The organism is Sanguibacter hominis ATCC BAA-789 (assembly GCF_012396185.1).
In the GTDB taxonomy this organism is placed as follows: domain Bacteria; phylum Actinomycetota; class Actinomycetes; order Actinomycetales; family Cellulomonadaceae; genus Flavimobilis; species Flavimobilis hominis.
Genome location: NZ_JAAXOW010000002.1, coordinates 239650 through 262409, shown reverse-complemented (window position 1 = coordinate 262409; position 22760 = coordinate 239650). Strand labels below are relative to the sequence as shown.

Annotated in this window: 21 protein-coding genes; 12 read left to right on the top strand and 9 right to left on the bottom strand. The window is 71.4% G+C overall.

The window, feature by feature from the left end; all coding sequences use genetic code 11:
• The first annotated feature begins 37 nt into the window (after window positions 1-37).
• From nadA to HF995_RS07735, 3 genes are all read left to right on the top strand, one after another.
• On the top strand, window positions 38-1249 hold the full coding sequence (gene nadA / locus HF995_RS07745; RefSeq protein ID WP_350308781.1) for a quinolinate synthase NadA: 1212 nt from the start codon (window positions 38-40) through the stop codon (window positions 1247-1249).
• Between the two features lie 68 nt (window positions 1250-1317).
• Window positions 1318-1848 (top strand): acyl-CoA thioesterase, encoded by a 531-nt coding sequence (locus tag HF995_RS07740; RefSeq protein ID WP_168447239.1) that lies wholly within the window; start codon window positions 1318-1320, stop codon window positions 1846-1848.
• Window positions 1849-1888: 40 nt separating this feature from the next.
• Window positions 1889-2497 (top strand): DUF3043 domain-containing protein, encoded by a 609-nt coding sequence (locus HF995_RS07735; protein WP_168447238.1) that lies wholly within the window; start codon window positions 1889-1891, stop codon window positions 2495-2497.
• Window positions 2498-2591: 94 nt separating this feature from the next.
• Here HF995_RS07735 and HF995_RS07730 read toward each other — a convergent pair whose 3' ends face one another.
• Genes HF995_RS07730 through HF995_RS07715 form a run of 4 tightly spaced genes read right to left on the bottom strand, consistent with a single transcriptional unit; the run spans window position 2592 to window position 4636 of the window.
• A complete protein-coding gene (locus HF995_RS07730) occupies window positions 2592-2810 on the bottom strand; it encodes a hypothetical protein (RefSeq protein ID WP_168447237.1) in 219 nt (72 codons plus the stop codon).
• Window positions 2807-3817, bottom strand: a complete 1011-nt coding sequence (locus tag HF995_RS07725) for a quinone-dependent dihydroorotate dehydrogenase (protein WP_168447236.1) — start codon at window positions 3815-3817, stop codon at window positions 2807-2809. Before HF995_RS07725 ends, HF995_RS07730 begins: the two co-directional genes overlap by 4 nt.
• 29 nt (window positions 3818-3846) lie before the next feature.
• Window positions 3847-4278, bottom strand: coding sequence for a hypothetical protein (locus tag HF995_RS07720; RefSeq protein ID WP_168447235.1), 432 nt, complete (start codon window positions 4276-4278; stop codon window positions 3847-3849).
• Window position 4279: 1 nt separating this feature from the next.
• Window positions 4280-4636: a hypothetical protein gene (locus tag HF995_RS07715; protein WP_168447234.1), complete on the bottom strand. Its 357-nt coding sequence runs from the start codon at window positions 4634-4636 to the stop codon at window positions 4280-4282.
• A gap of 86 nt (window positions 4637-4722) precedes the next feature.
• Between HF995_RS07715 and HF995_RS07710 the strand changes: the two genes are divergently transcribed.
• Window positions 4723-6189, top strand: a complete 1467-nt coding sequence (locus HF995_RS07710) for a leucyl aminopeptidase (protein WP_168447233.1) — start codon at window positions 4723-4725, stop codon at window positions 6187-6189.
• Between the two features lie 90 nt (window positions 6190-6279).
• Here HF995_RS07710 and HF995_RS07705 read toward each other — a convergent pair whose 3' ends face one another.
• Window positions 6280-6633: an oxidoreductase gene (locus HF995_RS07705; RefSeq protein WP_168447232.1), complete on the bottom strand. Its 354-nt coding sequence runs from the start codon at window positions 6631-6633 to the stop codon at window positions 6280-6282.
• Between the two features lie 135 nt (window positions 6634-6768).
• Between HF995_RS07705 and lpdA the strand changes: the two genes are divergently transcribed.
• From lpdA to HF995_RS07690, 3 genes are all read left to right on the top strand, one after another.
• On the top strand, window positions 6769-8154 hold the full coding sequence (lpdA, locus tag HF995_RS07700; protein WP_168447231.1) for a dihydrolipoyl dehydrogenase: 1386 nt from the start codon (window positions 6769-6771) through the stop codon (window positions 8152-8154).
• A gap of 30 nt (window positions 8155-8184) precedes the next feature.
• Window positions 8185-9939: a 2-oxoglutarate dehydrogenase, E2 component, dihydrolipoamide succinyltransferase gene (sucB, locus tag HF995_RS07695; RefSeq protein ID WP_168447230.1), complete on the top strand. Its 1755-nt coding sequence runs from the start codon at window positions 8185-8187 to the stop codon at window positions 9937-9939.
• 103 nt (window positions 9940-10042) lie between these two features.
• Window positions 10043-10948: a TIGR01777 family oxidoreductase gene (locus HF995_RS07690; protein WP_168447229.1), complete on the top strand. Its 906-nt coding sequence runs from the start codon at window positions 10043-10045 to the stop codon at window positions 10946-10948.
• Here HF995_RS07690 and HF995_RS07685 read toward each other — a convergent pair.
• Entirely contained in the window at window positions 10932-12569 is a 1638-nt protein-coding gene (locus HF995_RS07685; protein WP_168447228.1) for a hypothetical protein, read from the bottom strand. The two genes, HF995_RS07690 and HF995_RS07685, sit on opposite strands and share 17 nt — an antisense overlap.
• Window positions 12570-12636: 67 nt before the next feature.
• Window positions 12637-13686, bottom strand: coding sequence for a Gfo/Idh/MocA family protein (locus HF995_RS07680; RefSeq protein WP_168447227.1), 1050 nt, complete (start codon window positions 13684-13686; stop codon window positions 12637-12639).
• A 33-nt stretch (window positions 13687-13719) separates the two neighbouring features.
• Between HF995_RS07680 and lipB the strand changes: the two genes are divergently transcribed.
• From lipB to HF995_RS07665, 3 genes are all read left to right on the top strand, one after another.
• Window positions 13720-14391, top strand: coding sequence for a lipoyl(octanoyl) transferase LipB (lipB, locus tag HF995_RS07675; RefSeq protein WP_168447226.1), 672 nt, complete (start codon window positions 13720-13722; stop codon window positions 14389-14391).
• Window positions 14392-14496: 105 nt separating this feature from the next.
• Window positions 14497-15498, top strand: a complete 1002-nt coding sequence (gene lipA / locus HF995_RS07670) for a lipoyl synthase (RefSeq protein WP_168447225.1) — start codon at window positions 14497-14499, stop codon at window positions 15496-15498.
• Between the two features lie 20 nt (window positions 15499-15518).
• Window positions 15519-16265 carry a DUF4191 domain-containing protein gene (locus HF995_RS07665; RefSeq protein WP_168447224.1) on the top strand — a complete coding sequence of 249 codons (747 nt, stop codon included), beginning with the start codon at window positions 15519-15521 and terminating at the stop codon, window positions 16263-16265.
• An 87-nt stretch (window positions 16266-16352) separates the two neighbouring features.
• On the opposite strand, the gene HF995_RS07660 is transcribed toward HF995_RS07665, so the two are convergent.
• Entirely contained in the window at window positions 16353-16787 is a 435-nt protein-coding gene (locus HF995_RS07660; RefSeq protein WP_168447223.1) for an RDD family protein, read from the bottom strand.
• 184 nt (window positions 16788-16971) lie between these two features.
• Between HF995_RS07660 and glnA the strand changes: the two genes are divergently transcribed.
• On the top strand, window positions 16972-18396 hold the full coding sequence (glnA, locus tag HF995_RS07655; RefSeq protein ID WP_168447222.1) for a type I glutamate--ammonia ligase: 1425 nt from the start codon (window positions 16972-16974) through the stop codon (window positions 18394-18396).
• A gap of 132 nt (window positions 18397-18528) precedes the next feature.
• On the top strand, window positions 18529-19689 hold the full coding sequence (locus tag HF995_RS07650) for an AI-2E family transporter (RefSeq protein WP_350308780.1): 1161 nt from the start codon (window positions 18529-18531) through the stop codon (window positions 19687-19689).
• Here the strand turns inward: HF995_RS07650 and HF995_RS07645 are convergent.
• Complete coding sequence (locus tag HF995_RS07645; protein WP_168447221.1) at window positions 19677-22748, bottom strand: bifunctional [glutamine synthetase] adenylyltransferase/[glutamine synthetase]-adenylyl-L-tyrosine phosphorylase; 3072 nt, start codon at window positions 22746-22748, stop codon at window positions 19677-19679. The genes HF995_RS07650 and HF995_RS07645 overlap by 13 nt on opposite strands.
• Window positions 22749-22760: the final 12 nt, after the last annotated feature.

Sequence of the window (22760 nt, the reverse complement as noted above, 5' to 3'; positions counted from 1 at the left end):
CTGCCCGGCGCCGACGGGTTGTGGGACAATTCGAGGCGTGAGCACGCCGACGATCCCCGCCTCCCCCGCGTTCAACGAGCCTGCCCCGAGCGGAGCGCTGCTCCTGCTCGGGCAAGGCGTCGACCTCGACTCCGAGCGTGGTGTCGAGTGCACGGGCGCGCTCCCTGCCGCGAGCGATCCGAACCTCGTCGAGCGGGCGCGCGCCGCACGTGCGGCGCTCGGTGACCGCGTGTTCGTCCTGGGGCACCACTACCAGCGCGACGAGGTCATCGACTTCGCTGACGTCACCGGCGACTCCTTCAAGCTCGCCCGCGAGGCCGCAGCACGCCCGGACGCGGAGTTCGTCGTCTTCTGCGGCGTGCACTTCATGGCCGAGAGCGCGGACATCCTGACCTCCGACGCGCAGCAGGTCGTGCTGCCCGACCTCGCCGCGGGCTGCTCGATGGCTGACATGGCGACGATCGACCAGGTCGAGGACGCCTGGGACGTGCTCGAGGAGATCGGCATCGCGGACCGGACGGTCCCCGTGACGTACATGAACTCGACCGCGGCGATCAAGGCGTTCACCGGTCGCCGTGCCGGGACGGTCTGCACCTCGTCGAACGCGCACGTCGCGCTCCGCTGGGCCTTCGACAAGGTCGGTGGCGTCGAGGGCGACGGCAAGGTCCTCTTCATGCCCGACCAGCACCTCGGCCGGAACACGGCGCTCCGCTACCTCGGGATGAAGCCTGAGGATTGCGTCGTCTTCGACCCGCGCAAGCCGGGCGGCGGCCTGACCCGCGAGCAGCTCGTCGCAGCGCGCATGATCCTGTGGCGCGGTCACTGCTCGGTGCACGGGCGGTTCTCCCCCCAGAACGTCCACGACATCCGGGCGGCGGTCCCGGGCGTCAACGTCCTCGTGCACCCCGAGTGCAAGAACGAGGTCGTCGAGCTCGCAGACATGGTCGGGTCGACGGAGTACATCATCAAGGCGCTCGACGCGGCCGAGCCGGGCTCGTCGTGGGCGATCGGCACGGAGCTCAACCTCGTGCGCAGGCTCGCGGCCGCCCACCCGGACAAGAACGTGCACTACCTGGACTCCACGGTGTGCTTCTGCTCGACGATGAACCGGATCGACCTCCCGCACCTCGTGTGGGCGCTCGAGTCGCTCGTCGCGGGAACCGTGGTCAACCGGATCGTCGTGGACAGCGACGACGCGTACTGGGCGCGCGTGGCGCTCGACCAGATGCTGGCGCTCCCCGGCCACTGAGCCGCGGCAGCCCTCTCGTCGAACGCAAGCGATACCCGATACCGACGGTCCGGGTTATCCTGCGTCCCATGACCCGGACGATCCAGCTCGCGTACGCCACCCGATTCCCCCGCCGCGCGGTCCCCGGGATGGCTCCCCTCGACGAGTCGGTCACCCGGATGCGCGTGCACCCCGGCGACCTCGACCTGTACCGGCACGTCAACAACGGCGTGTACCTCCAGATGATGGACGTCGCGCGGATCAACCTCATCGCCGACATGGGGCTCGCGCGCGAGCTCATCCAGCGCGGCTGGTACCCGGTCGTCGCTGCCTCCACGATGAGCTACAAGCGCTCCCTCACGCTCGGGCAGCGCTTCGAGGTGCGCAGCCGCGTCCTCGGCTGGGACGCACGGTGCGCCTACCTCGAGCAGCGTTTCGTGCGCGACGGCGACCAGATCGCCCGCGGCATCGTCGCCGGGCGCTTCCTCACCACGTCCGGCGAGCGCCTCGACCCGACGCAGATCCTCGAGCTCACCGGCCATCCCGTCGAGAGCCCCGAGCTGCCCGACGACGTGGCCGCGTGGGCCCAGGCGTTCGACGTCGCGTTCCGCGCACGCTGACGCGCGCGGCACCACCTCGCGGTTCGACTACCCTGGGACCGTGTTCTCGAAGAAGACCCGTCAGGAGCCGCAGGCAGCCGAGCCCGCGCCCGAGCTCGACCACTCGGCCCCGGTGAACGACAAGACCAAGTCCGGTCCGACGCCCAAGCGGCGTGAGCGCGAGGCCGCGAACCGCGTCCCGCTCGTCCCCGGCGACCGCAAGGCTGCCGCCCGCGCCGAGCGCGCCGCGATGCGCGTGCAGCGCGACCTCGAGTACAAGGCGCTGCAGACCGGCGACGAGCGCAACCTCCCGCCGCGCGACAAGGGCCCCGAGCGTCGCTTCGTACGCGACTTCGTGGACGCGCGCTGGAACCTCGGTGAGCTGTTCCTCTTCGTCGCGCTCGCGATGATGGTGATCATCATGGTCGTCGGCAACACCGGCAACCCTGTGCTGATCGGCTACACGACGCTCGCGCTGTACGCGGTCGTCCTCGTGACGATCCTCGACGGCTTCCTCATGTGGCGCCGGCTCAAGAAGGCGCTCCTCGCGAAGTTCGGTACGAGCCTGACGATCAAGCCGCTGCGCTGGTACGCCGTCGCTCGTGCGTTCCAGATCCGCCGTGCTCGCCTTCCCAAGCCGATGGTCCGGCACGGGCAGTACCCGTCCTGACGGACCGCACCCGGCTCATCGACAGGCATCGCCCCACGGGGTGGTGCCTGTCGTCGTCCCGGGACGCACCCAGCCAGGGCGCGGCCCGCAGTCCCTACGACGCGGCCAGCAGGTCGACGTCGGCCGCCGGGACGCGAGCGCCGTCGCCGCGCTCGAGCCGCGCGGTCGCGACACCGTCGGCAGCGCGCTCGCGCCACACCTGACCGAGCCACACCTCGGCGTCGAACCGCGAGATGAACGCAGGGCTGAGCGGACCCTCGACAGCCGCACCGCGGTCGTCGAGCCAGGTCCAGGTCCACGACGGGACGCTCACCGCGCGCTCAGGACCTTGTTGACGCGAGACGCCCAGAACGGGCCCTCGTAGATGAGCGCGGTGTACGCCTGCAGGAGGTTCGCGCCAGCCGCGAGATAGCGCTGCGCGTCCTGCGGGTTCGAGATCCCGCCGACGCCGATGATCGTCGGACCGTCGCCGAGCCGCGCCCGCAGCCGCGCGACGACCTCGACACCACGCTCGAGCTCGGGAGGGCCGGAGAGACCACCCGCTCCCAGGTCGTGCGCGATCGTCGTGTTGACCGCGACGACACCGTCGAGCCCGAGCTCGGTCACGAGGTCCGCGACGGCGTCGACGTCCTCGTCGGCGAGGTCGGGCGCGATCTTCACGAGGAGCGGCACGCGACGCTCCGGGACGGCCTCGTCCGCAGCCTCACGGACGGCGACGAGGATCGGGCGCAGCGCGTCGACCGACTGCAGGTCGCGCAGGCCCGGCGTGTTGGGTGAGGACACGTTGACGACGAGGTAGTCGGCGTAGCATGCGAGCTGCGACGCGCTGAGCGCGTAGTCCGCTGCCGCGTCCTCGGGCGGCGTCACCTTCGTCTTGCCGATGTTCACGCCGACGACAGCGCGGCGCCCCCACGAGCGTGAGCGCAGCCTGCGCAGCTCCTCCGCTGCGACGGTCGCGCCACCGTTGTTGAAGCCCATGCGGTTGCGCAGGGCGCGCTGGTCCAGGTGCCGCCACAGGCGCGGCTGCTCGTTGCCCGGCTGCGGGTAGGCGGTGATCGTGCCGACCTCGACGAACGAGAAGCCGAGCATCGTCAGCCCCTCGACCGCGCGAGCGTCCTTGTCGAATCCGCCCGCGAGCCCGAGCGGCCCCGGGAGCGTCCGCCCGAACGCACGCACCTGACCGGGCGCACGCAGCACCGAGCCGACGACGTCACGGACCACAGGAGTCCGGCCGGCGGCGCGGATCCACCCGTAGGCGAGGTGGTGCGCGGTCTCAGGGTCCAGCCGGGTGAAGAACTTCTCGAACAGCAGGTGGTACACGACTCTCCTCGTTCTCGGGCGTGGGACGGCTAGCGGACGGGCCTGGTCCGGGCGAGCCACCACAGCCCGACGAACGGCAGGACGAACGGGACGTACCCGTAGCCCTGGCCGAGGTGGGACCACACGGACGGCTCGGGGAACAGGTCAGGTCGCGCGAAGGAGACGATGCCGACGCCGACCACACCGACGAGCTCGATCGTCACGGAGACCCACGCGACGCGACGCGACAGTGCGCTCGAGCGGGCGAGGGACACGGTCGCGACGATGTAGAGCACTGCAGCGACCCCGGAGAGCGCGAACGAGAGCGGGGCGTCGTCGAAGCGCGCGAGGATCTGGTACGTCGCCCGGGCGGTCGCGGACACAGCGAAGATCGCGTAGACCATGACCATCACACGGCCGAAGCCGCTCGAGGTCGAGGCGGGCGTCGCCTGCGTCTGCGGGAGTGCGTCGTCGGCCGTCATGTCACGCACCCCAGATCTGCAGCAGCCGGTACTCGAGGAACATCACGGTGAGGGCGGCGATCGCCAGCACGACCGAGCTCCATCGGGTGCGCTCCGCGAACGCCCACAAGGCGGCGAACGGCAAGATCAGCAGCACCGTCACGAGGTAGCCCCACAGGGACACCGGGTCCGCGACGTCGGCGCCGCGCGCCACGAGCACGCCGGCGACGACGATCTGGACGACGAGCACGGCCTCGACGACCGATGCTCCCCAGAGCTGCTTGAGGATCACGGCACGGTCCTTGACGACGAACCACACCGCCCAGAGCAGGAGGAGCGCTGCGAGCGCGACGACCAGGAGCGCGAGCGGGAGGAGCACAGGCCGAGACTACCGGTCCGCCACGAGCCGGCGGTGCGATGCCCAGGTCCCGGTCCCCCGGACCAGGCGCGGGATAGCATCGTCGGGTGGCTGAACTGACTCTCACCGGCAAGGATCCCCTCTCCCTCCAGGCTGACGCGCTCGTCGTCGCCGTCGCGAGCACCGACGACGGGCCTCAGGTCCTCGACGTCGACCTCCCCGAGGCGCTGCTCGCGAGCCTGACGTCGTCCGCGAAGGTGCTGGGCCTCTCCGGCGCTGCCGACGAGGTCGTGCGCGTCCCCTCGCTCGGCGCGCTCGGCGCGACGGTCCTCGTGCTCACGGGCGTCGGCAAGGCGAGCACCGACGACGCTGAGGCGCTGCGCCGCGCCGCGGGCGCGGCACTGCGCTCCCTCGCTGGCGCCGAGCACGTCGTCGTCGCGCTCCCCGCCGCGACGCCCGCCCAGGCCGCGGCCGTCGCGGAGGGCGCCCTCCTCGGCGCCTACACCTTCACGACCTATCAGACCTCCGACCCGAAGACGTCGACCGCCAAGATCGAGCTCGCGTCGACCGCCGCGCGCAGCAAGACGACGAAAGAGGCCGTCGAGCGCGCCGTCGTCGTCGCGGACGCCGTCAACGCGACGCGCGACCTCGTGAACGCCGCACCGAACGACCTGTTCCCCGCCGCCTTCGCGGACGCAGCCAAGGCTGCGGCGAAGGGCACGGGCGCCAAGGTCACGGTCCTCGACGAGAAGGCCCTCGAGGCCGGCGGCTACGGCGGGCTCGTCAACGTGGGCAAGGGTTCCGCCCGCGGCCCGCGCCTCGTCAAGGTCGCCTACTCCCCCGCCCGCCCGGCCGCGCGCGTCGCGCTCGTCGGCAAGGGCATCACGTTCGACTCGGGCGGCATCTCGATCAAGCCCGCCGCGGGCATGGAGGAGATGAAGTCCGACATGGCCGGCGCAGCCGCCGTCCTGCACACGGTCGTCGCGGCCGCGCGCCTCGGTGGCCCCGTCGCCGTGACGGGCTGGCTCTGCCTCGCCGAGAACATGCCGTCCGGGACCGCCCAGCGCCCCTCCGACGTCATCACAATCCGCGGCGGCAAGACCGTCGAGGTGCTCAACACCGACGCGGAAGGACGGCTCGTGCTCGCGGACGGTCTCGTCGCCGCGACGGAGGAGAAGCCCGACGTCGTGCTCGACATCGCGACCCTCACCGGCGCGCAGATCGTCGCGCTGGGCAACCGCGTCTCCGCGGTCATGGGCTCCGAGGACGTGCGCGACGAGGTGCTCGCCGGTGCCCGCACCGCGGGCGAGTCGTTCTGGGCGATGCCGCTGCCCGAGGACCTGCGCCCCGGCCTCGACTCGAAGGTCGCCGACCTCGCCAACATCGGTGGGCGTCCTGGCGGCATGCTGAGCGCCGGCCTGTTCCTCAAGGAGTTCGTCGGGGACACGCCGTGGGCGCACCTCGACATCGCCGGGCCGGCGTTCAACGCGTCGTCGGCGCACGGCTACACGCCGGTCGGCGGGACCGGCCACGGTGTGCGCACGCTGCTCGCGGTCGTCGAGGGACGTGCCTGAGAGCTGAGCCGCTAGGCGACGATCTACGCGACGGCGCGGTGCTGACCCAGGTCGGCACCGCGCCGTCGTCGTTCGTCTCCGGCGCGGGTGTCAGTCGTCCGTCGTCAGGCGACGGCCGCGTGCGCGCGAGTTCCAGTCGCGATAGCGCTGGGGGTAGCCCGTGAACTGGACGTTGTACACCGGGACGCCGAGGCTCTCGGCGACCTTCCACGCGGACCGCTCGTCCGGGGCCGCACGGCGCGTCCACTCGCCCGTCGTCGCGACGAGGAGGATCGAGGGCGGCGTGTCCGTCACCGGCGGCTCGACGTAAGCCTCCACACCGACCTTCTCGCGGACGAACGAGGTCAGGTGGGCGACAGTCGCACGCCGACTCCCGGTGCCGTCGGAGGCGCGGGCAGGCTCGTCCGTGGTCGTGCGTCGCCTCAGGCGAGAGAACAGGCCCATGCTCGACATCCTAGGTGGGCGATGTTCTGAGAGTCACATCCCGTCGGGCGGCCTGGTGTTGGGACCTTTGTCATGCAGGTGCCAAGATGGGATGGATACGTCCTGGACCCCCTCCGCGCACCTAAGGAGCTGCACGTGGCCGACACCAACGGCACTGAATTCGACATCGTGGTCCTCGGAGGTGGCAGCGGCGGTTACGCCACCGCGCTCCGCGGCGCTCAGCTCGGCCTGTCGGTCGCGCTGATCGAGTCGGGCAAGCTCGGCGGCACCTGCCTCCACAACGGCTGCATCCCCACCAAGGCGCTGCTGCACGCGGCCGAGGTCGCGGACACGGCGCGCGAGGGTGCCCAGTTCGGCGTCCACACGCAGCTCAACGGCATCGACATGGCCGGGGTCAACGCGTACAAGGAAGGCGTCATCTCGCGCCTGCACAAGGGCCTCCAGGGCCTCGTGAAGTCTCGGAAGGTCACGCTGATCGAGGGCCACGGCCGTCTCGTCGGTCAGGACACCATCGAGGTCGGCGGCCAGCTCGTCAAGGGCAAGAACATCGTGCTCGCGACCGGCTCGTACGCCCGTTCGCTGCCCGGTCTGGAGATCGGCGGCCGCGTGGTCACGTCTGACCAGGCGCTCCACCTCGACTACGTCCCGAAGTCCGTCGTCGTCCTCGGCGGCGGCGTCATCGGTGTCGAGTTCGCCTCCGTCTGGAAGTCGTTCGGTGCGGACGTCACGGTCGTCGAGGGTCTCCCCCACCTCGTTCCCGCCGAGGACGAGGCGCTGTCGAAGGCGCTCGAGCGCTCGTTCCGCAAGCGCGGCATCGCGTTCTCCGTCGGCGACCGCTTCGCCGGTGTCACGCAGGACGACCACGGCGTGCACGTCAGCCTCGAGTCCGGCAAGACGTTCGACGCCGAGCTCCTCCTCGTGGCCGTGGGTCGCGGCCCGCGCACCGCCGACCTCGGCTACGAGCAGCAGGGCATCACGCTCGACCGTGGCTTCGTGATCGTCGACGAGAAGCTGCACACCGGTGTCGGGAACATCTACGCCGCCGGTGACATCGTCCCGGGTCTGCAGCTCGCGCACCGCGGCTTCGCCCAGGGCATCTTCGTCGCCGAGCAGATCGCGGGCCTCAACCCGGCCCCGATCGTCGAGTCGGGCATCCCGCGCGTCACCTACTGCGAGCCTGAGGTCGCGTCGGTCGGTGTGACCGAGGCGAAGGCCAAGGAGCTGTACGGCGCCGACTCGGTCGAGACCCTCGAGTACAACCTCGGCGGCAACGGCAAGAGCCAGATCCTCGGCACCACCGGCTTCGTCAAGCTCGTGCGCCAGAAGGACGGCCCCGTCGTCGGCGTGCACATGATCGGTGCGCGCGTCGGCGAGCTCATCGGCGAGGGCCAGCTGATCGTCAACTGGGAGGCCTACCCGGAGGACGTCGCGGCCCTCGTGCACGCGCACCCGACGCAGAACGAGGCGCTCGGCGAGGCCCACCTGGCCCTCGCGGGCAAGCCCCTGCACGCGCACAACTGACCCCAGCCGGAAACCAAGGAGAACGCAGAGATGTCTGAATCCGTGAAGATGCCCGCGCTGGGCGAGTCTGTCACCGAAGGAACCGTCACCCGCTGGCTCAAGGCCGTCGGCGAGCGCGTCGAGGTCGACGAGCCCTTGCTCGAGGTCTCGACCGACAAGGTCGACACCGAGATCCCGTCGCCCGTCGCTGGCATCCTCGAGAAGATCCTCGTCGAGGAGGACGAGACGGTCGAGGTCGGCACGGACCTCGCGGTCGTCGGCGACGGATCCGGCTCGAGCGCCGAGCCGGCCGCGCCTGCTGCCGAGCCTGCGCCTGCCGAGGCCGCCCCGGCTCCCGCCGCCGAGGCCCCTGCCGCTGAGGCTCCCGCCGCAGAGGCGCCCGTCGCCGAGGCCCCGGTCGCGTCTGCCGACGCCCCTGCGGGCGAGGGCGAGCAGGTCGTCATGCCTGCGCTCGGCGAGTCCGTCACCGAGGGCACCGTCACCCGTTGGCTGAAGTCGGTCGGCGACACCGTCGAGGTCGACGAGCCGCTGCTCGAGGTCTCGACGGACAAGGTCGACACCGAGATCCCGTCGCCCGTCGCGGGCACGCTGCAGCAGATCCTCGTCCAGGAGGACGAGACGGTCGAGGTCGGCACGGCGCTCGCCGTCGTCGGCTCCGGCTCTGCCCCGGCGGCAGCACCCGCTGCCCCGGCCGCCGCACCCGCCCCGGCGCCGGCTCCGGCCCCCGCCGCCGCAGCTCCCGCTGCGCCGGCCCCGGCCGCGCCGGCCCCCGCCGCAGCCCCGGCTGCGCCGGTTCAGCCCAAGGCCGACGCTCCGTCGGTGGCCGCCCAGGCGAGCGGCTCGTCCTACCTCACCCCCCTCGTCCGCAAGCTCGCGGCCGAGAAGGGTGTCGACGTCGCGACGCTCGTCGGGACGGGCGTCGGCGGTCGGATCCGCAAGGAAGACGTCATCGAGGCTGCCGAGAAGGCTGCGGCCGCCGCCGCTGCAGCAGCGGCCACGCCTGCCGCGGCTCCGGCCGCCCCGGCGGCCGCCCCGGCGAAGAAGACCGCACCGCTCGAGGTCTCGCCGCTGCGCGGCACCACCGAGAAGGCGAGCCGCCTGCGCAAGATCATCGCTGAGCGCATGGTCGAGGCCCTGCACACGCAGGCCCAGCTCACGACGGTCGTCGAGGTCGACGTCACCAAGGTCGCACGCCTGCGCGCCAAGGCGAAGTCCGGCTTCCAGGCTCGTGAGGGCGCCAACCTCACGTTCCTTCCGTTCTTCGCGCTCGCCGCAGTCGAGGCGCTCAAGGCCTTCCCGAAGATCAACGGTGTGCTCGAGGGCGACACGATCACGTACCACGGCCAGGAGAACGTCGGCATCGCGGTCGACACGCCGCGAGGGCTCCTCGTGCCCGTGATCCACGGCGCCGGCGACCTCAACCTTGGTGGCATCGCGCGCAAGATCGCCGACCTGGCGACGCGCACGCGCGACAACAAGGTCACCCCGGACGAGCTCGGTGGCGCCACGTTCACGATCACGAACACCGGCTCCGGCGGCGCGCTCATCGACACGCCGATCGTCCCCGGCGGCACGTCGGCGATCCTCGGCACGGGCACGATCGTCAAGCGTCCCGCGGTCATCCAGGACGAGGACGGCCAGGACGTCATCGCGATCCGGTCGATCTGCTACCTGTCGCTGTCGTACGACCACCGTCTGGTGGACGGCGCCGACGCCTCGCGCTACCTCATGGCGATCAAGCGTCGCATCGAGGAGGGCGCGTTCGAGTCCGAGGTCGGCCTCTGACGCACGCCTGAGGCGGTCAGCACCGCCAGCACGGACAGGGTCCGTCGCCTCCGGGCGACGGGCCCTGTCGCATCTGCGGCCTCGTCAGGCTAGCGTCAGGATCGTGCCGAACTCACAGACCGTCCTCGTGTCCGGAGCCAGCGGGCTCATCGGGTCAGCGTTGGTCGCGCACCTGCGGTCGCGCGGAGACACCGTCCTGCGGCTGGTCCGCGGCACCGGCGCTCCGGCGCCGGGGACGCTCAGGTGGAACCCGCAGACCGGTGACATGCCCGGGGCAGGCCTCGACGGCGTCGACGTCGTCGTGAACCTCTCTGGAGCACCGATCGGTACCCGACGGTGGACGAGCAGCTACCGCACGACGATCGTCGAGTCCAGGACCCGCACCAGCCACGTCCTGTCGACATGGATCGCCGCCCAGCCGGAGCCCCCGGCACTCGTCCAAGCGTCCGCGATCGGTCGTTATCCGGACAGCGGTGCGGTACCGCTCGACGAGTCGGCCCCCGTCGACGACTCGTTCCTCGGCCACGTCGTGGAGACGTGGGAGTCGGCCGCGACGCCGGCCAGGCGGGCGGGCGCGCGCGTCGCGTTCGCCCGCACCGGGATCGTGCTCACACCCGACGGTGGCGCCGTGCCGCCCCTGCTCCGGCTGTTGAGGCTGGGCCTGGGCGGGCCGATGGGACCTGGTCACCAGCTGTGGAGCTGGATCACGATGGTCGACGAGATCCGGGCACTGACCCATCTGATCGACTCCGACGTTGACGGGCCCGCGAACCTCGTCGCCCCCTCCCCCGTGTCGAACGCGGAGCTCACGCGAGCCCTCGCGCGTGCCCTCGGTCGACCGGCAGCCGTCCGGGCCCCGGCATGGGGCCTGCGGCTCGCGCTCGACGGTTTCGCGTCGGAGCTGCTGTCGTCCCGCAACGTCGTTCCCGCGACGCTCCTCGGCTCGGGCTTCACGTTCGAGCACCCGGACCTCGCGAGCGCGATCCGCTGGCTCATCCCGCCGCGCTGACGGTCTCGACCAGCCAGGCGTCGTTCTCCCAGACGAGCGTCAGGCGCACGCGCCGCTCCTGAGCCGTGCCCCATGGGTCGACGATCCGGTAGTCGACAGTGACCGTGGCCGCGTCCGAGGTCGTGTCGACGACGGTGGTCCCGACGACCTCTGTCGTCACCTCCGGCACGGTGCTCTGCCCGTCGAGGAGTCGGTCGACCAGCGCGAGGTCCGCCGCGAGCGAGGGTCCGTCGGTGTGGACCGCCCGCAGCGCGGTCACCAGCTCCGACCGCCGCGCGTCGGCGCTCTCGGCACCGGTCGGGCGGACACGTGCGAGCAGCTCAGCCCTGTGTGTCGTGAGCGCAGCGGCCGCTGTGCCGGGATCGGGGCGGTCCGCGGACGGGACGTCCGCTGCGGTTGTGGCGCCCTCACCGGTAGCGCCCTGGCCCCCGTTCGTGCCGGGACCGGGCGTCGGGAGGGCCACGGGCGTCCCGGACGAGGCTGGCGCCTCTGCCACCTGGGTGCCGCTGGTCCCGTCCGCGGGGGCGGAACCGCGGAGCTGGAGCGCCCCGACAGCGGAACCGAAGGCGAGCGCGGCGGCCGCGCCGACGAGGACCCTGCGCCGCGACCGACCTCGGTTCCTCGGCGCCGGGAGCATCGTGCGCAACGAACCGACGGCACCTGCGGCAGGCCTGTCCGAGTGGGGTTCCGCGCGACGCGACCGTGAGGGCGCGGGTGCGACGGCGCGTCGGCGACCCTGGGCAGGCGCTGGCTGCTGCTCGATGTGCTCGCGCCACGTGCGCGCGGACACGTCGACCTGGTCGAGCGTCAGCGCGGCCTCGGCAGGCGGTGCGACGAGCGGAGCAGGTGGCTCGGGCTCCGGCTGCGGCGCGACCAGCCGAGCCCAGTCTGCTGCGAGCGCGGGGAGGTGGATCTCGAGGCACATGGCCGCGAGCGTGCCGGGAGCCGGCGGTTCGGTCTGCGGGTCGAGGCCCGTCGCCGCGAGGAGGTGGGCGAGGTCCCGCGCCGCGCCGTCGGGCGTGACCGCGCGTGCAAGGAGGCCGTGCCCGGCGCGGGCGAGCGCTCGCACTGCCTCGCCACGCGACTGCGGGTCCTCGGAGGCGGGCCGCGACGTGAGTCCTCCGTCGGGAAGGTGCCGGACGTTGCCGTCCTCCCCCACGCGCAACGCGGCGAGGAGGTCGCCAGGCCCGGCCGCGAGGTCGTGCGCGTGCAGAGCAGCGATCGCGCGGCCCGCGGCGACGAGCGCACCCACCACGTGCCCGAGCGCCAAGCCGGAGCGCTCCACGAGCTCGTCGAGGCGCAGCCCGGGTCGTTCCCAGACGAGCGCGGCGCCGCGGGGATGCTGGGTGTCCACGCCCGGGACCGGTGCTGCGGCGAGGAGCGGCGCAAGGTGCTCGTGCTCGACAGACATGAGCCGCGTGACCCGGTCTCGCAGGACATCCCACGGGACGTCTTGCGTCGCGGGGGCGTACGTCACGAGGAAGCGGTCGCCGTCGGCCTCGGCCTCCCATCCTCTCGGCGTGCTTCCGACGACGCGCAGCCCGAGCGGCGCGATCGCACCCGCGAGGTCGTCCGGAGAGAGGTCGGGTTCGTCGGCGGAGCGCCGGGTCTGCTGGTCCACCCGTCCATCGAAGCCGAGGCGGGCGCCCTGCGGACGTTGTCCACAGGCTCGAGACGGCGAGGTGGGGTCAGACGTGGATGCGCGCCCCCGTCGAGGCGCTCTCCCGTGCGGCGTCGAGCACCCGCGCGGTCCGCACAGCGTCCCACGGGTCGACGGGCACGGGGCCGTCCTCCGTGAGCCATCGCGCGACCGCCCGGTAGAAGTCTGCGTGCCCGCCTGGGGCCTGCAGCACCGGCTCGAGCTCGCGACCGGTCGCGATCCATCCGAGGTGCCCCTCGGGAGCGGCGGCGTCGAGCCGTTCGAACGGCGAGGCGTCCGACTCGAACGACGTCACGAGGAACGCCCCTTGGTCACCGAGCACGCGCGTCCGCGGTCCCGGCGCCCCGACGAGCGAACCAGCCCACAGGTGCGAGACGACGCCGTCGGTCCCCTCGCCCGTCCCCGAGGGCTCGTGGCGCAGCGAGAGGAAGACGTCGTCCTCTGTCGGCGTCGTCAGCGCCCGCAGCTCCGCGTACACCGAGACGACGGGGCCGAAGAGCTGCGTCGCGCTGTCGACGAGGTGCGGCCCGAGGTCGAGGAGCAGGCCGCCGCCGTCGAGGTCGTTCTCCTTCCACCGCTCCTGCGGCACGGGCCGCCAGCGCTCCCACCGGCGCTCGAAGCGGTGCACGCGCCCCAGACGCGGGAGCACGGACGCGAGCGTGAGCTGCTCGGGGTCCCAACGGCGGTTCTGGAACACGGTGAGCGGGACGGCTGCTGCCTCGGCGCTCTCGACGACCGACCGTGCGGCGTCGGCGGTCCGCGCGATCGGCTTGTCGAGCACGAGGGGCACGCCGGCCGCGACGATCGTCGCAGCGTGCTGCTCGTGCAGCCCGCTCGGGCTCGCGACGACGACGAGGTCGAGGGCGGCGGCGTCGAGCATTCGCTCGAGCGAGTCGTGCAGGCCGGCGCCGGGCCAGTCCGCGGCCGCCGCCGCGCGACGCGCAGGATCACGCACGACGACGTCGTGCACCGCCATCCCTGCCTCCCGCAGGAGGCGCGCGTGGATCCCACGCCCCGCGCCGCCGTAACCGACAAGTCCGATGCGCAGGTCGTCGCGCGACCCATGGGCTTCCGTCATGCGTCCAACCTAGCCGGGGTTAGCCTGAGGCCCATGGAGCTGCTTCCTCTCGACCTGGGCCGCGCCCTCCTCGACTACGAGGAGACGTGGGAGCTGCAGCGCCGCGTGCACGCCGAGGTGCTCGACGGCGGCCCGGACCGGGTGCTGCTGCTCGAGCACGCGGACGTCTACACGGCGGGGCGCCGGACCAACCGCGCCGACCGGCCGACCGACGGCACGCGCGTCGTCGACGTGGACCGCGGTGGCAAGATCACGTGGCACGGCCCCGGGCAGCTCGTCGCCTACCCGATCGTGCGGCTCGCGGACCCGGTCGACGTCGTCGCGTTCGTCCGCGCGATCGAGACCGCCGTGATCGAGCTGTGCGCCGACCTGGGCCTGGCGACCGAGCGCGTCGAGGGACGCTCGGGCGTCTGGGTGCCCGCGTCCGAGGGGCGGCGGGCGGCGAAGGTCGCGGCGATCGGCTGCCGCGTCGCGAAGGGCGTGACGATGCACGGCGTCGCCGTCAACGCGTGCCCGGACCTCACGGCGTTCGACCGGATCGTGCCGTGCGGCATCAGTGACGCCGACGTCACGTCGTTGTCGGCCGAGCTGGGCCGGACGATCACGCCCGTCGACATCGCCGAGCCGCTGGGACGTCTGCTCCAGGTGCACGTCGGCCCGATGACGGCGGCGGCGCGGCCGGAGCATGCGACGGTCTCACCGTGACCCCTGCACCATGACCGACGTCACGTCCGGTGGGCGGGCTACCGGCGTGACTCGCGTTACTTCCGGCATAGGCTGGGGACAAACCGTCCACGAGGGAGCAGGCACGTGACGATCGCACCAGAAGGCCGCCGCATGCTGCGGATCGAAGCACGCAACGCAGCCGTGCCGATCGAGAAGAAGCCCGAGTGGATCAAGACTCGCGCGACGATGGGCCCCGAGTACACCGAGCTCAAGAGCCTCGTGCGTTCCGGCGGCCTGCACACCGTGTGCGAGGAGGCGGGCTGCCCCAACATCTTCGAGTGCTGGGAAGACCGTGAGGCGACGTTCCTCATCGGCGGTGACCAGTGCACGCGCCGCTGCGACTTCTGCCAGATCGACACGGGCAAGCCTGCCGACTTCGACGCGGACGAGCCGCGCCGGGTCGCAGAGTCCGTGCAGCAGATGGGGTTGAAGTACTCGACCATCACGGGAGTCGCCCGTGACGACCTGCCCGACGGCGGTGCGTGGCTCTACGCCGAGACCGTCCGGCAGATCCACGCGACCACGCCGGGTACCGGCGTCGAGCTGCTGATCCCCGACTTCAACGCTGATCCCGACCAGCTCGCCGAGGTCTTCTCGTCGCGCCCCGAGGTGCTCGCGCACAACCTCGAGACGGTCCCCCGCGTCTTCAAGGCGATCCGCCCCGGCTTCCGGTACGACCGCTCGCTCTCCGTCATCACGTCGGCGCGCGACGCCGGCCTCGTGACGAAGTCGAACATCATCCTCGGCATGGGCGAGACGACGCAGGAGGCCGAGGACGCGCTGCGCGACCTGCACGACGCCGGCTGCGACCTCGTGACGATCACCCAGTACCTGCGTCCCTCCCCGCGGCACCACCCCGTCGACCGGTGGGCTCGCCCCGAGGAGTTCGTGCACCTGTCGGAGTTCGCGGAGAGCCTCGGGTTCCTCGGCGTCATGTCGGGCCCGCTCGTGCGGTCGTCGTACCGTGCCGGTCGGCTGTGGGGCCAGGCGATGACGCGCCGCGGCCAGGAGATCCCTGCCGCGCTCGCGCACCTCGCCGAGCCGACGACGTCACGCCAGGAGGCTGCGAGCCTTCTGGTGCGCTGACGGGCACTAGACTCATCCCCATGGCCCGCAAGAACGATGACGCCGCCGTGCCCGCAGGCGCTGTGACGGCGAAGACGAAGAAGACCCGGAAGCCGAAGAAGCGCCGTTGGTATCACCAGGTCTGGGACGCGTACACGATGACGCGTCAGCAGGACCCGGCGGTCGTCTGGTGGATCCTCGGCACGTTCCTGGTGATCCTCGGGATCGCCCTCGGCGTCGGTTTCATCTGGGGTCACCCGATCTACATGACCGTCCTCGGCCTGCCGACGGCGGTGCTGGGCGCGATGTTCGTGCTCGCCCGCCGTGCTGAGAAGGCGGCGTACGCGCGTATCGAGGGCGAGAAGGGCGCGACGCTCGCTGCGGTCGGCACGATCCGCCGCGGCTGGACGTTTGACGAGTCCCCTGTCGCTGTCGAGCCGCGCTCGCAGGACATGGTGTTCCGCGGCGTCGGCCGTGCGGGCGTCGTCCTGATGACCGAGGGCCCGATGAGCCGGGTCCGCAAGCTCGCTGAGCTCGAGCGGAAGCGCACCCAGCGCGTCGTCCAGGGCGTGCCGGTCACGGTCATCCACGTGGGCCGCGAGAACGGCCAGGTCCCCCTGCCCGAGCTGACGAAGAAGATCCAGAAGCTCAAACCGGTCCTCAAGAAGCACGAGATCGCTGTCGTCAACAAGCGGCTCACCGCGCTGGGCGGCGCGAAGCTCCCCATCCCCAAGGGCGTGGACCCGATGCGTGCGCGTCCCGACCGCAAGGGCATGCGCGGACGCTGACAAGCACCCTGCTCAGGCATACGACGAGGGCGCGACCTGCTGGTCGCGCCCTCGTCGTATGCCTGAGCGCTGTCGCGCCCCGGGCGGTCAACGTCGGACGAGGACCGTCCGCGCCGCCTTGTCGTGGAGCCCGCGACCGTCGCGGTCCCAGATCACGGCGGGGATCACGAGACACAGGAGCGCCACGCGCAGGGCCGCAGGACCGAGACCGACGAACGGGCGGTCGCCACCGAGCCGGCGGACGACGAGGCCGAGAAGCCGGTGACCGAGCGTCGAGCCGACGGTCGCGACCAGGAGCAGGTTCTCGACCGCGAAGACGCCGAGCGTCGCCCAGGAGCTCCCGTCGAAGAAGAGGTAGGACACGCCCATCGAGGCGAACCAGTCGAGGAACAGTGCGGGGATGCGGCGGCTGAGCGTCGCGCGCGAACCGCTCCCCTCGGCGGGGAGGCCGAGCGTGGGGCCGTCGCCGTCGGGCCGGACCCCGCCGTCGAGCCAGGAGCTGATGTCTTTTCTGTCAACCACGGCACCAGCCTAGAGGCCGTGGACGGCGACGCCGCTCACCGGCTTCCAGGTTCGCGACTCACAGTCGTCACGCACGAGCCCCAGACGTAACACGACCGAAACAATGGGTACATGGTCGGGAAATCGCCCTCCCCTAGCCTGGAGGCAGTCCGATCGAAGGACCCACCCGACCAAGGAGCAACGGATGTTCAAGACCGCCGAGGAGGCAATCGCCTTCACTCGCGACGAGGGCGTCGAGTTCGTCGACGTGCGATTCTGCGACCTGCCTGGAGTGATGCAGCACTTCAACATCCCCATCTCGCAGTTCGAGGAGTCCGCCTTCACGGACGGCATGATGTTCGACGGCTCGTCGATCCGCGGCTTCCAGGCGATCCACGAGTCCGACATGAAGCTCGTCCCGGACGTCACCACGGCGTACATCGACCCGTTCCGCAAGCGCAAGACGCTCGTCGTGAACTTCTCGATCGTCGACCCGTTCACCGACGAGTCCTACTCGCGCGACCCGCGCAACATCGCCTTCAAGGCTGAGGCCTACCTGCGCAGCACGGGCATCGCCGACACCGCCTTCTTCGCCCCCGAGGCGGAGTTCTACATCTTCGACGACGTTCGCTTCGAGACGACGCAGCACTCGGCGTTCTACTCGCTCGACTCCAAGGAGGCCGCGTGGAACACCGGCCGCGAGGAGGAGGGTGGCAACCTCGGATACAAGACCCGCTACAAGGGCGGCTACTTCCCGGTGTCGCCCAACGACCAGATGGCCGACCTGCGTGACGAGATGTGCGCGGTCCTCGGTCAGGTCGGTCTCGACGTCGAGCGTGCGCACCACGAGGTCGGCACCGCGGGTCAGCAGGAGATCAACTACCGCTTCAGCACGCTGACCGCCGCCGCCGACGACCTGATGAAGTTCAAGTACGTCATCAAGAACGTGGCGTGGGAGGCCGGCAAGACGGTCACCTTCATGCCGAAGCCGCTGTTCGGCGACAACGGCTCGGGCATGCACTCGCACCAGTCGCTGTGGAAGGACGGCAAGCCCCTCTTCTACGACGAGGCAGGCTACGGCGGCCTCTCCGACATCGCCCGCTGGTACATCGGCGGCCTGCTCAAGCACGCTCCCGCGCTGCTCGCGTTCACCAACCCGTCCGTGAACTCGTACCGCCGCCTCGTGCCCGGCTACGAGGCCCCGGTCAACCTGGTCTACTCCGCTCGTAACCGCTCGGCCTGCATCCGCATCCCGATCACGGGCTCGAACCCGAAGGCCAAGCGTGTCGAGTTCCGCGTGCCGGACCCGTCGGCGAACCCGTACCTCGCCTTCGCGGCTCAGCTCCTCGCGGGCATCGACGGCATCAAGAACCGCATCGAGCCGCCGGAGCCCATCGACAAGGACCTCTACGAGCTGCCGCCGGAGGAGCACGCGCTCATCCAGCAGGTTCCGGGGTCCCTCAACGAGGCTCTCGCCGCACTCGAGGAGGACCACGACTTCCTGACCGTCGGCGGTGTCTTCACCCCCGACCTCATCGAGACATGGATCGACTACAAGCGCGCCAAGGAGATCGAGCCGGTGCAGCTGCGCCCGACTCCCCACGAGTTCGACCTGTACTTCGACTGCTGAGCGCCTGACGCTCGACCGGAGGCCCGTGCGCTCAGCGCACGGGCCTCCGTCCGTCTGCGGCGGGTCCGTGGTCGGGCCACGGACGTATGAGATAGGTTTCACCATGCTCGACCCCGGACCGCAGGAGGCACAGTGACCACGCAGGACCTCAACCACGTCCCGCCGGTCCTACCGGACCCTGCCACGCAGCCGCCGCGCTGGCTGCCGAAGGCCTTCGTCATGGCTGTCGTCACGGTCTTCGTGGGGATCTTCGTCTGGCGCTCTCTCGGGATGCTCACGGGCCTGATCATCAACCTCGTGATCGCGCTGTTCATCTCGCTCACGCTCGAGCCGCTGATCGTGGCGCTCGTGCGCCGCGGCTGGAAGCGTGGGCTCGCGACCGGCGCGGTCATGGGCGGCGCGTTCCTGACGATCGTCGGGATGATCGCGATGTTCGGGACGATGTTCGTCCAGCAGGTCATCGAGTTCGGCAAGAACCTCCCCGCGCTGTACGAGGACATCCGTGGTTGGGTCGAGAAGACCTTCGACACGCAGCTGCCCGACCAGAAGAAGCTTGTCGGCCAGGCGCTCGACGGCTGGGGCGACGACGTCGCCCAGGGTGTCGTCGGTGTCGGGACGTCGCTGCTCGGCGGCGTGTTCGCGGTCATGACGATCGGCCTGGTCGTCTACTACCTGTGCGCGGCCGGCCCGCGCTTCCGGGCCGCGATCTGCCGCTGGCTCGCACCGAAGAACCAGGCGACGGTCCTGTCGCTGTGGGACATCACGCAGTCCAAGGTGTCCGCGTTCATCAACTCGCGTCTGGCGCTCGCGTTCCTGTCGACCGCGTTCACGCTGATCTTCCTGCTGATCCTGAAGATCCCGTACTCGTTGCCGCTAGCGCTGTTCACGGGCATCGTCTCGCAGTTCGTCCCGACGATCGGCACCTACATCGGTGGCGCGCTGCCGGTCCTGCTCGCGCTCGCGGAGAGCCCGGTCAAGGCCCTCGCGGTGCTCATCTTCATCGTCGTGTACCAGCAGATCGAGAACTATCTCTTCGCGCCGAAGATCTCCGAGAAGGCGCTCGAGATGAACCCGGCGGTCGCGTTCGTCGTCGTCATCGCGTTCGGCGCGGTGTTCGGGGCCCTCGGCGCGTTCCTCGCGCTGCCCGTCGCCGCGACCATCCAGGCGGTCATGTCGACGTACCTGCAGCGGCACGAGCTCATCGACGAGACGCTCCTCGACGAGTCCCAGCCTTCCGCGGCTGCGGCGGAGACGGCCACGCCCACGACCGACGCCTCGGCTCAGGACTCGTAGAAGACCCGCTCGACGACCTGGCGGCAGCGGCGCGACGCACGGAGGTAGTCCTCCTCGAGGGCTGACGCCTCCCCCGCCGGGTAGTCGAGGATGCGCGACACGCCTGCGAGGTCGAGACGGTCGCTCGGCAGCATGTCGCCGTGCGATCCACCGACCCGACCGGACCACAGCACGACGGCGTTGCGGATGCCCGACGCGAGGACCCAGGACTCGCGCAGCACGACGGCGTCCGCCTCCGTGACGAGGCCCGCCTCGGCGAGGGCGTCGAGCGCCTCGAGCGTCGACGTCGTGCGCAGGGCCGGGATCTCGTGGGCGTGCTGCAGCTGGAGGAGCTGCACGGTCCACTCGACGTCGCTGATCCCGCCGCGGCCGAGCTTGACGTGGCGCGTGGGGTCGACGCCGCGCGGCATGCGCTCCGACTCGACGCGCGCCTTGATCCGTCGCACCTCGCGCACCTGCGCGGTCGTGAGCTCTGCCGGGTAACGCACCGTGTCGATCAGCGCGGTCATGTCGGCGCACAGCGCCTCGTCGCCAGCGACGGTGCGCGCACGCAGGAGCGCCTGCGCCTCCCACACCTCGGACCATCGCTGGTAGTACTCGGCGTACGAGTCGAGGGACCGCACGAGCGGCCCCTGACGCCCCTCGGGGCGCAGGTCCGCGTCGACCTGGAGACCGGGCTCCGGCCCCATGTCTCCCAGCAGGGAGCGCAGGCGCGAGGCCACCGCGAGCGAGTATGCGCCTGCATCGACGTCGGTCGCTCCCGGGGCCGCGCGGTGCACGAACATCACGTCGGCGTCGGACCCGTAGCCGGGCTCGCGGCCGCCGAGGCGGCCCATCGCGACGATCGCGAGATAAGCAGGTGCCTCGACGATGCCACGCTCGCGCCGGACAGCGGCCTCCGCGATCCGGAGCGCCCCCTCGAGGGTCGCGTCGGTGACGGCGCTGATCGCCTCCGCAGCGCGCACAGGGTCGCTGATGCTCAGCACCTCGCCCACGGCGGTGCGCGCGAGCTCGCGGCGCCGCAACGCCCGCAGGAGCTGGGTCGCCTGCTCGACGTCGTCGGAGCGCGTGAGCATCGCGTCGACCTCACGGCGCAGACGCTCTGCGCCCAGCGGGACGAGCTCGGCGTCGTCCGCGAGCCACGACACCGACTCGGGCGACAGCGCGAGCGCGTCCGCAGCGAACCGCGACGACGACAGCAGGCGGGCGAGGCGCTGCGCTGCCGAGCCGGAGTCGCGCAGCATCTTCAGGTACCAGTGCGTCGTCCCGAGCGTCTCCGAGAGCCTGCGGAACGCGAGGAGCGCCGAGTCCGGGTCCGCGCCCTCCCCGAACCAGCCGAGCAGGACAGGAAGCAGCTGCCGCTGGATCGCCGCCCGTCGCGAGACGCCCTCCGTGAGGGCCGCGATGTGCCGGACCGCGCCGCGAGGGTCGCGGTAGCCGATCGCGGCGAGCCGCGCCTGCTGGTTCTCCGGGCTCAGGCTCGCCTCGGCACGGGAGAGCTGCGCGACGGCAGGCAGCAACGGCCGGTAGTAGAGCGCCTCGTGCATGCTGCGGACGTCGCGACGCGTCTCCTTCCACCGGTCGAGGAGACCCGCCGCCCCCTCCTCGCGCATCCCTGCAGTGCGGGCGAGCCGGCGCAGGTCGGCCTCGTCCGTCGGCAGGAGGTGGGTGCGCTCGAGCCGGAACATCTGGATGCGGTGCTCGAGCACCCGCAGGAACCGGTAGGCGACGGACATGCGAGCGGCGTCGTCACGCGCGACGTATCCGCCAGCCGTGAGAGCGGCGAGGGCCGTGAGCGTGTGCGCGCTGCGGATCGTCTCGTCGGTACGGCCGTGCACGAGCTGCAAGAGCTGCACCGTGAACTCGACGTCGCGCAGACCACCCTTGCCGAGCTTGAGCTGACGGTCCGCCTCGGCGGCAGGGACGTGGTCCTCGACGCGGCGTCGCATCGCCTGCGAATCAGAGACGAAGTTCTCGCGGGTGACCGCCTGCCACACCATCGGACCGACCGCGTCGAGGTACGCGCGGCCGAGCTCGCGGTCCCCCGCGACCGTGCGCGCCTTGAGGAGCGCCTGGAACTCCCACGTCTTGGCCCAGCGCTCGTAGTACGCACGATGGCTCGTGAGGGTCCGGACGATCGGCCCGTCCTTGCCCTCGGGCCGCAGCGCAGCGTCGACAGGCCACAACGGCGGCTCGTTCGACGGCGCTGAGCACGCACGTGTCAGGCCCGTCACGAGCCGGGCTCCGACACGCATCGCGACCGACTCCTCGACGCCGTCGGCAGGCTCCGCGACGTAGATGACGTCGACGTCGCTCACGTAGTTGAGCTCGCGCCCACCACACTTGCCCATGCCGAGGACCGCCAGGCGCACCTCGAGCCCGTTACCCTCGATACCCGTGCGCGCGATCGCGAGGCCCGCCTCGAGCGAGGCTGCCGCGAGGTCGGCGAGAGCAGCGCCGACCGCGGGCAGGATCGACAAGGGCTCAGGTGACGTCAGGTCGGACGCCGCGATCCGCAGGAGCCGCGAGCGATACGCGCGGCGCATCGCACCGGTCGCCTCGTCGACAGGCATGCCCGCGATGGGCACGGCCGCGTCCGGGTCGGCCCCGACCGCGCGGAGCAGCTCGGCACGCACCTCGCCCGCGTCGACCCCGATGCCCGGCGTCAGGTCGGCGAGGACGTCGACGAGCTCGGGGTGACGGATGATCTCGTCGCCGAGCGCCGCGGACGCGCCGAGCACCGCAGCGGCCCGGGTGAGACCGGGACCGGGCTCCCCGACGAGCGCCGCGAGACGCTCCGACCACGACGTGCCACGGACGGTCGAGCACAGCCGCACGAGCGCGAGCAGCGCGAGGTCCGGATCGGCAGCCCCGCCCACGGCGCCGACGAGAGGAGACGTCGGACCGACCGAACCCAGCACCTCGACGAGGTCCTTGTCCTCGAGAAGGTTCTGGGCGCGCGTCGTGTCGACGAAGCCCAGACGGCGCAGCCGGCTGCTCGCCGACTCTCGGCGCGTTCCGCGCGGGCCGGGCTCTGCCACGTCCTGCACCGAGCTCATCGCGGAGGCCCG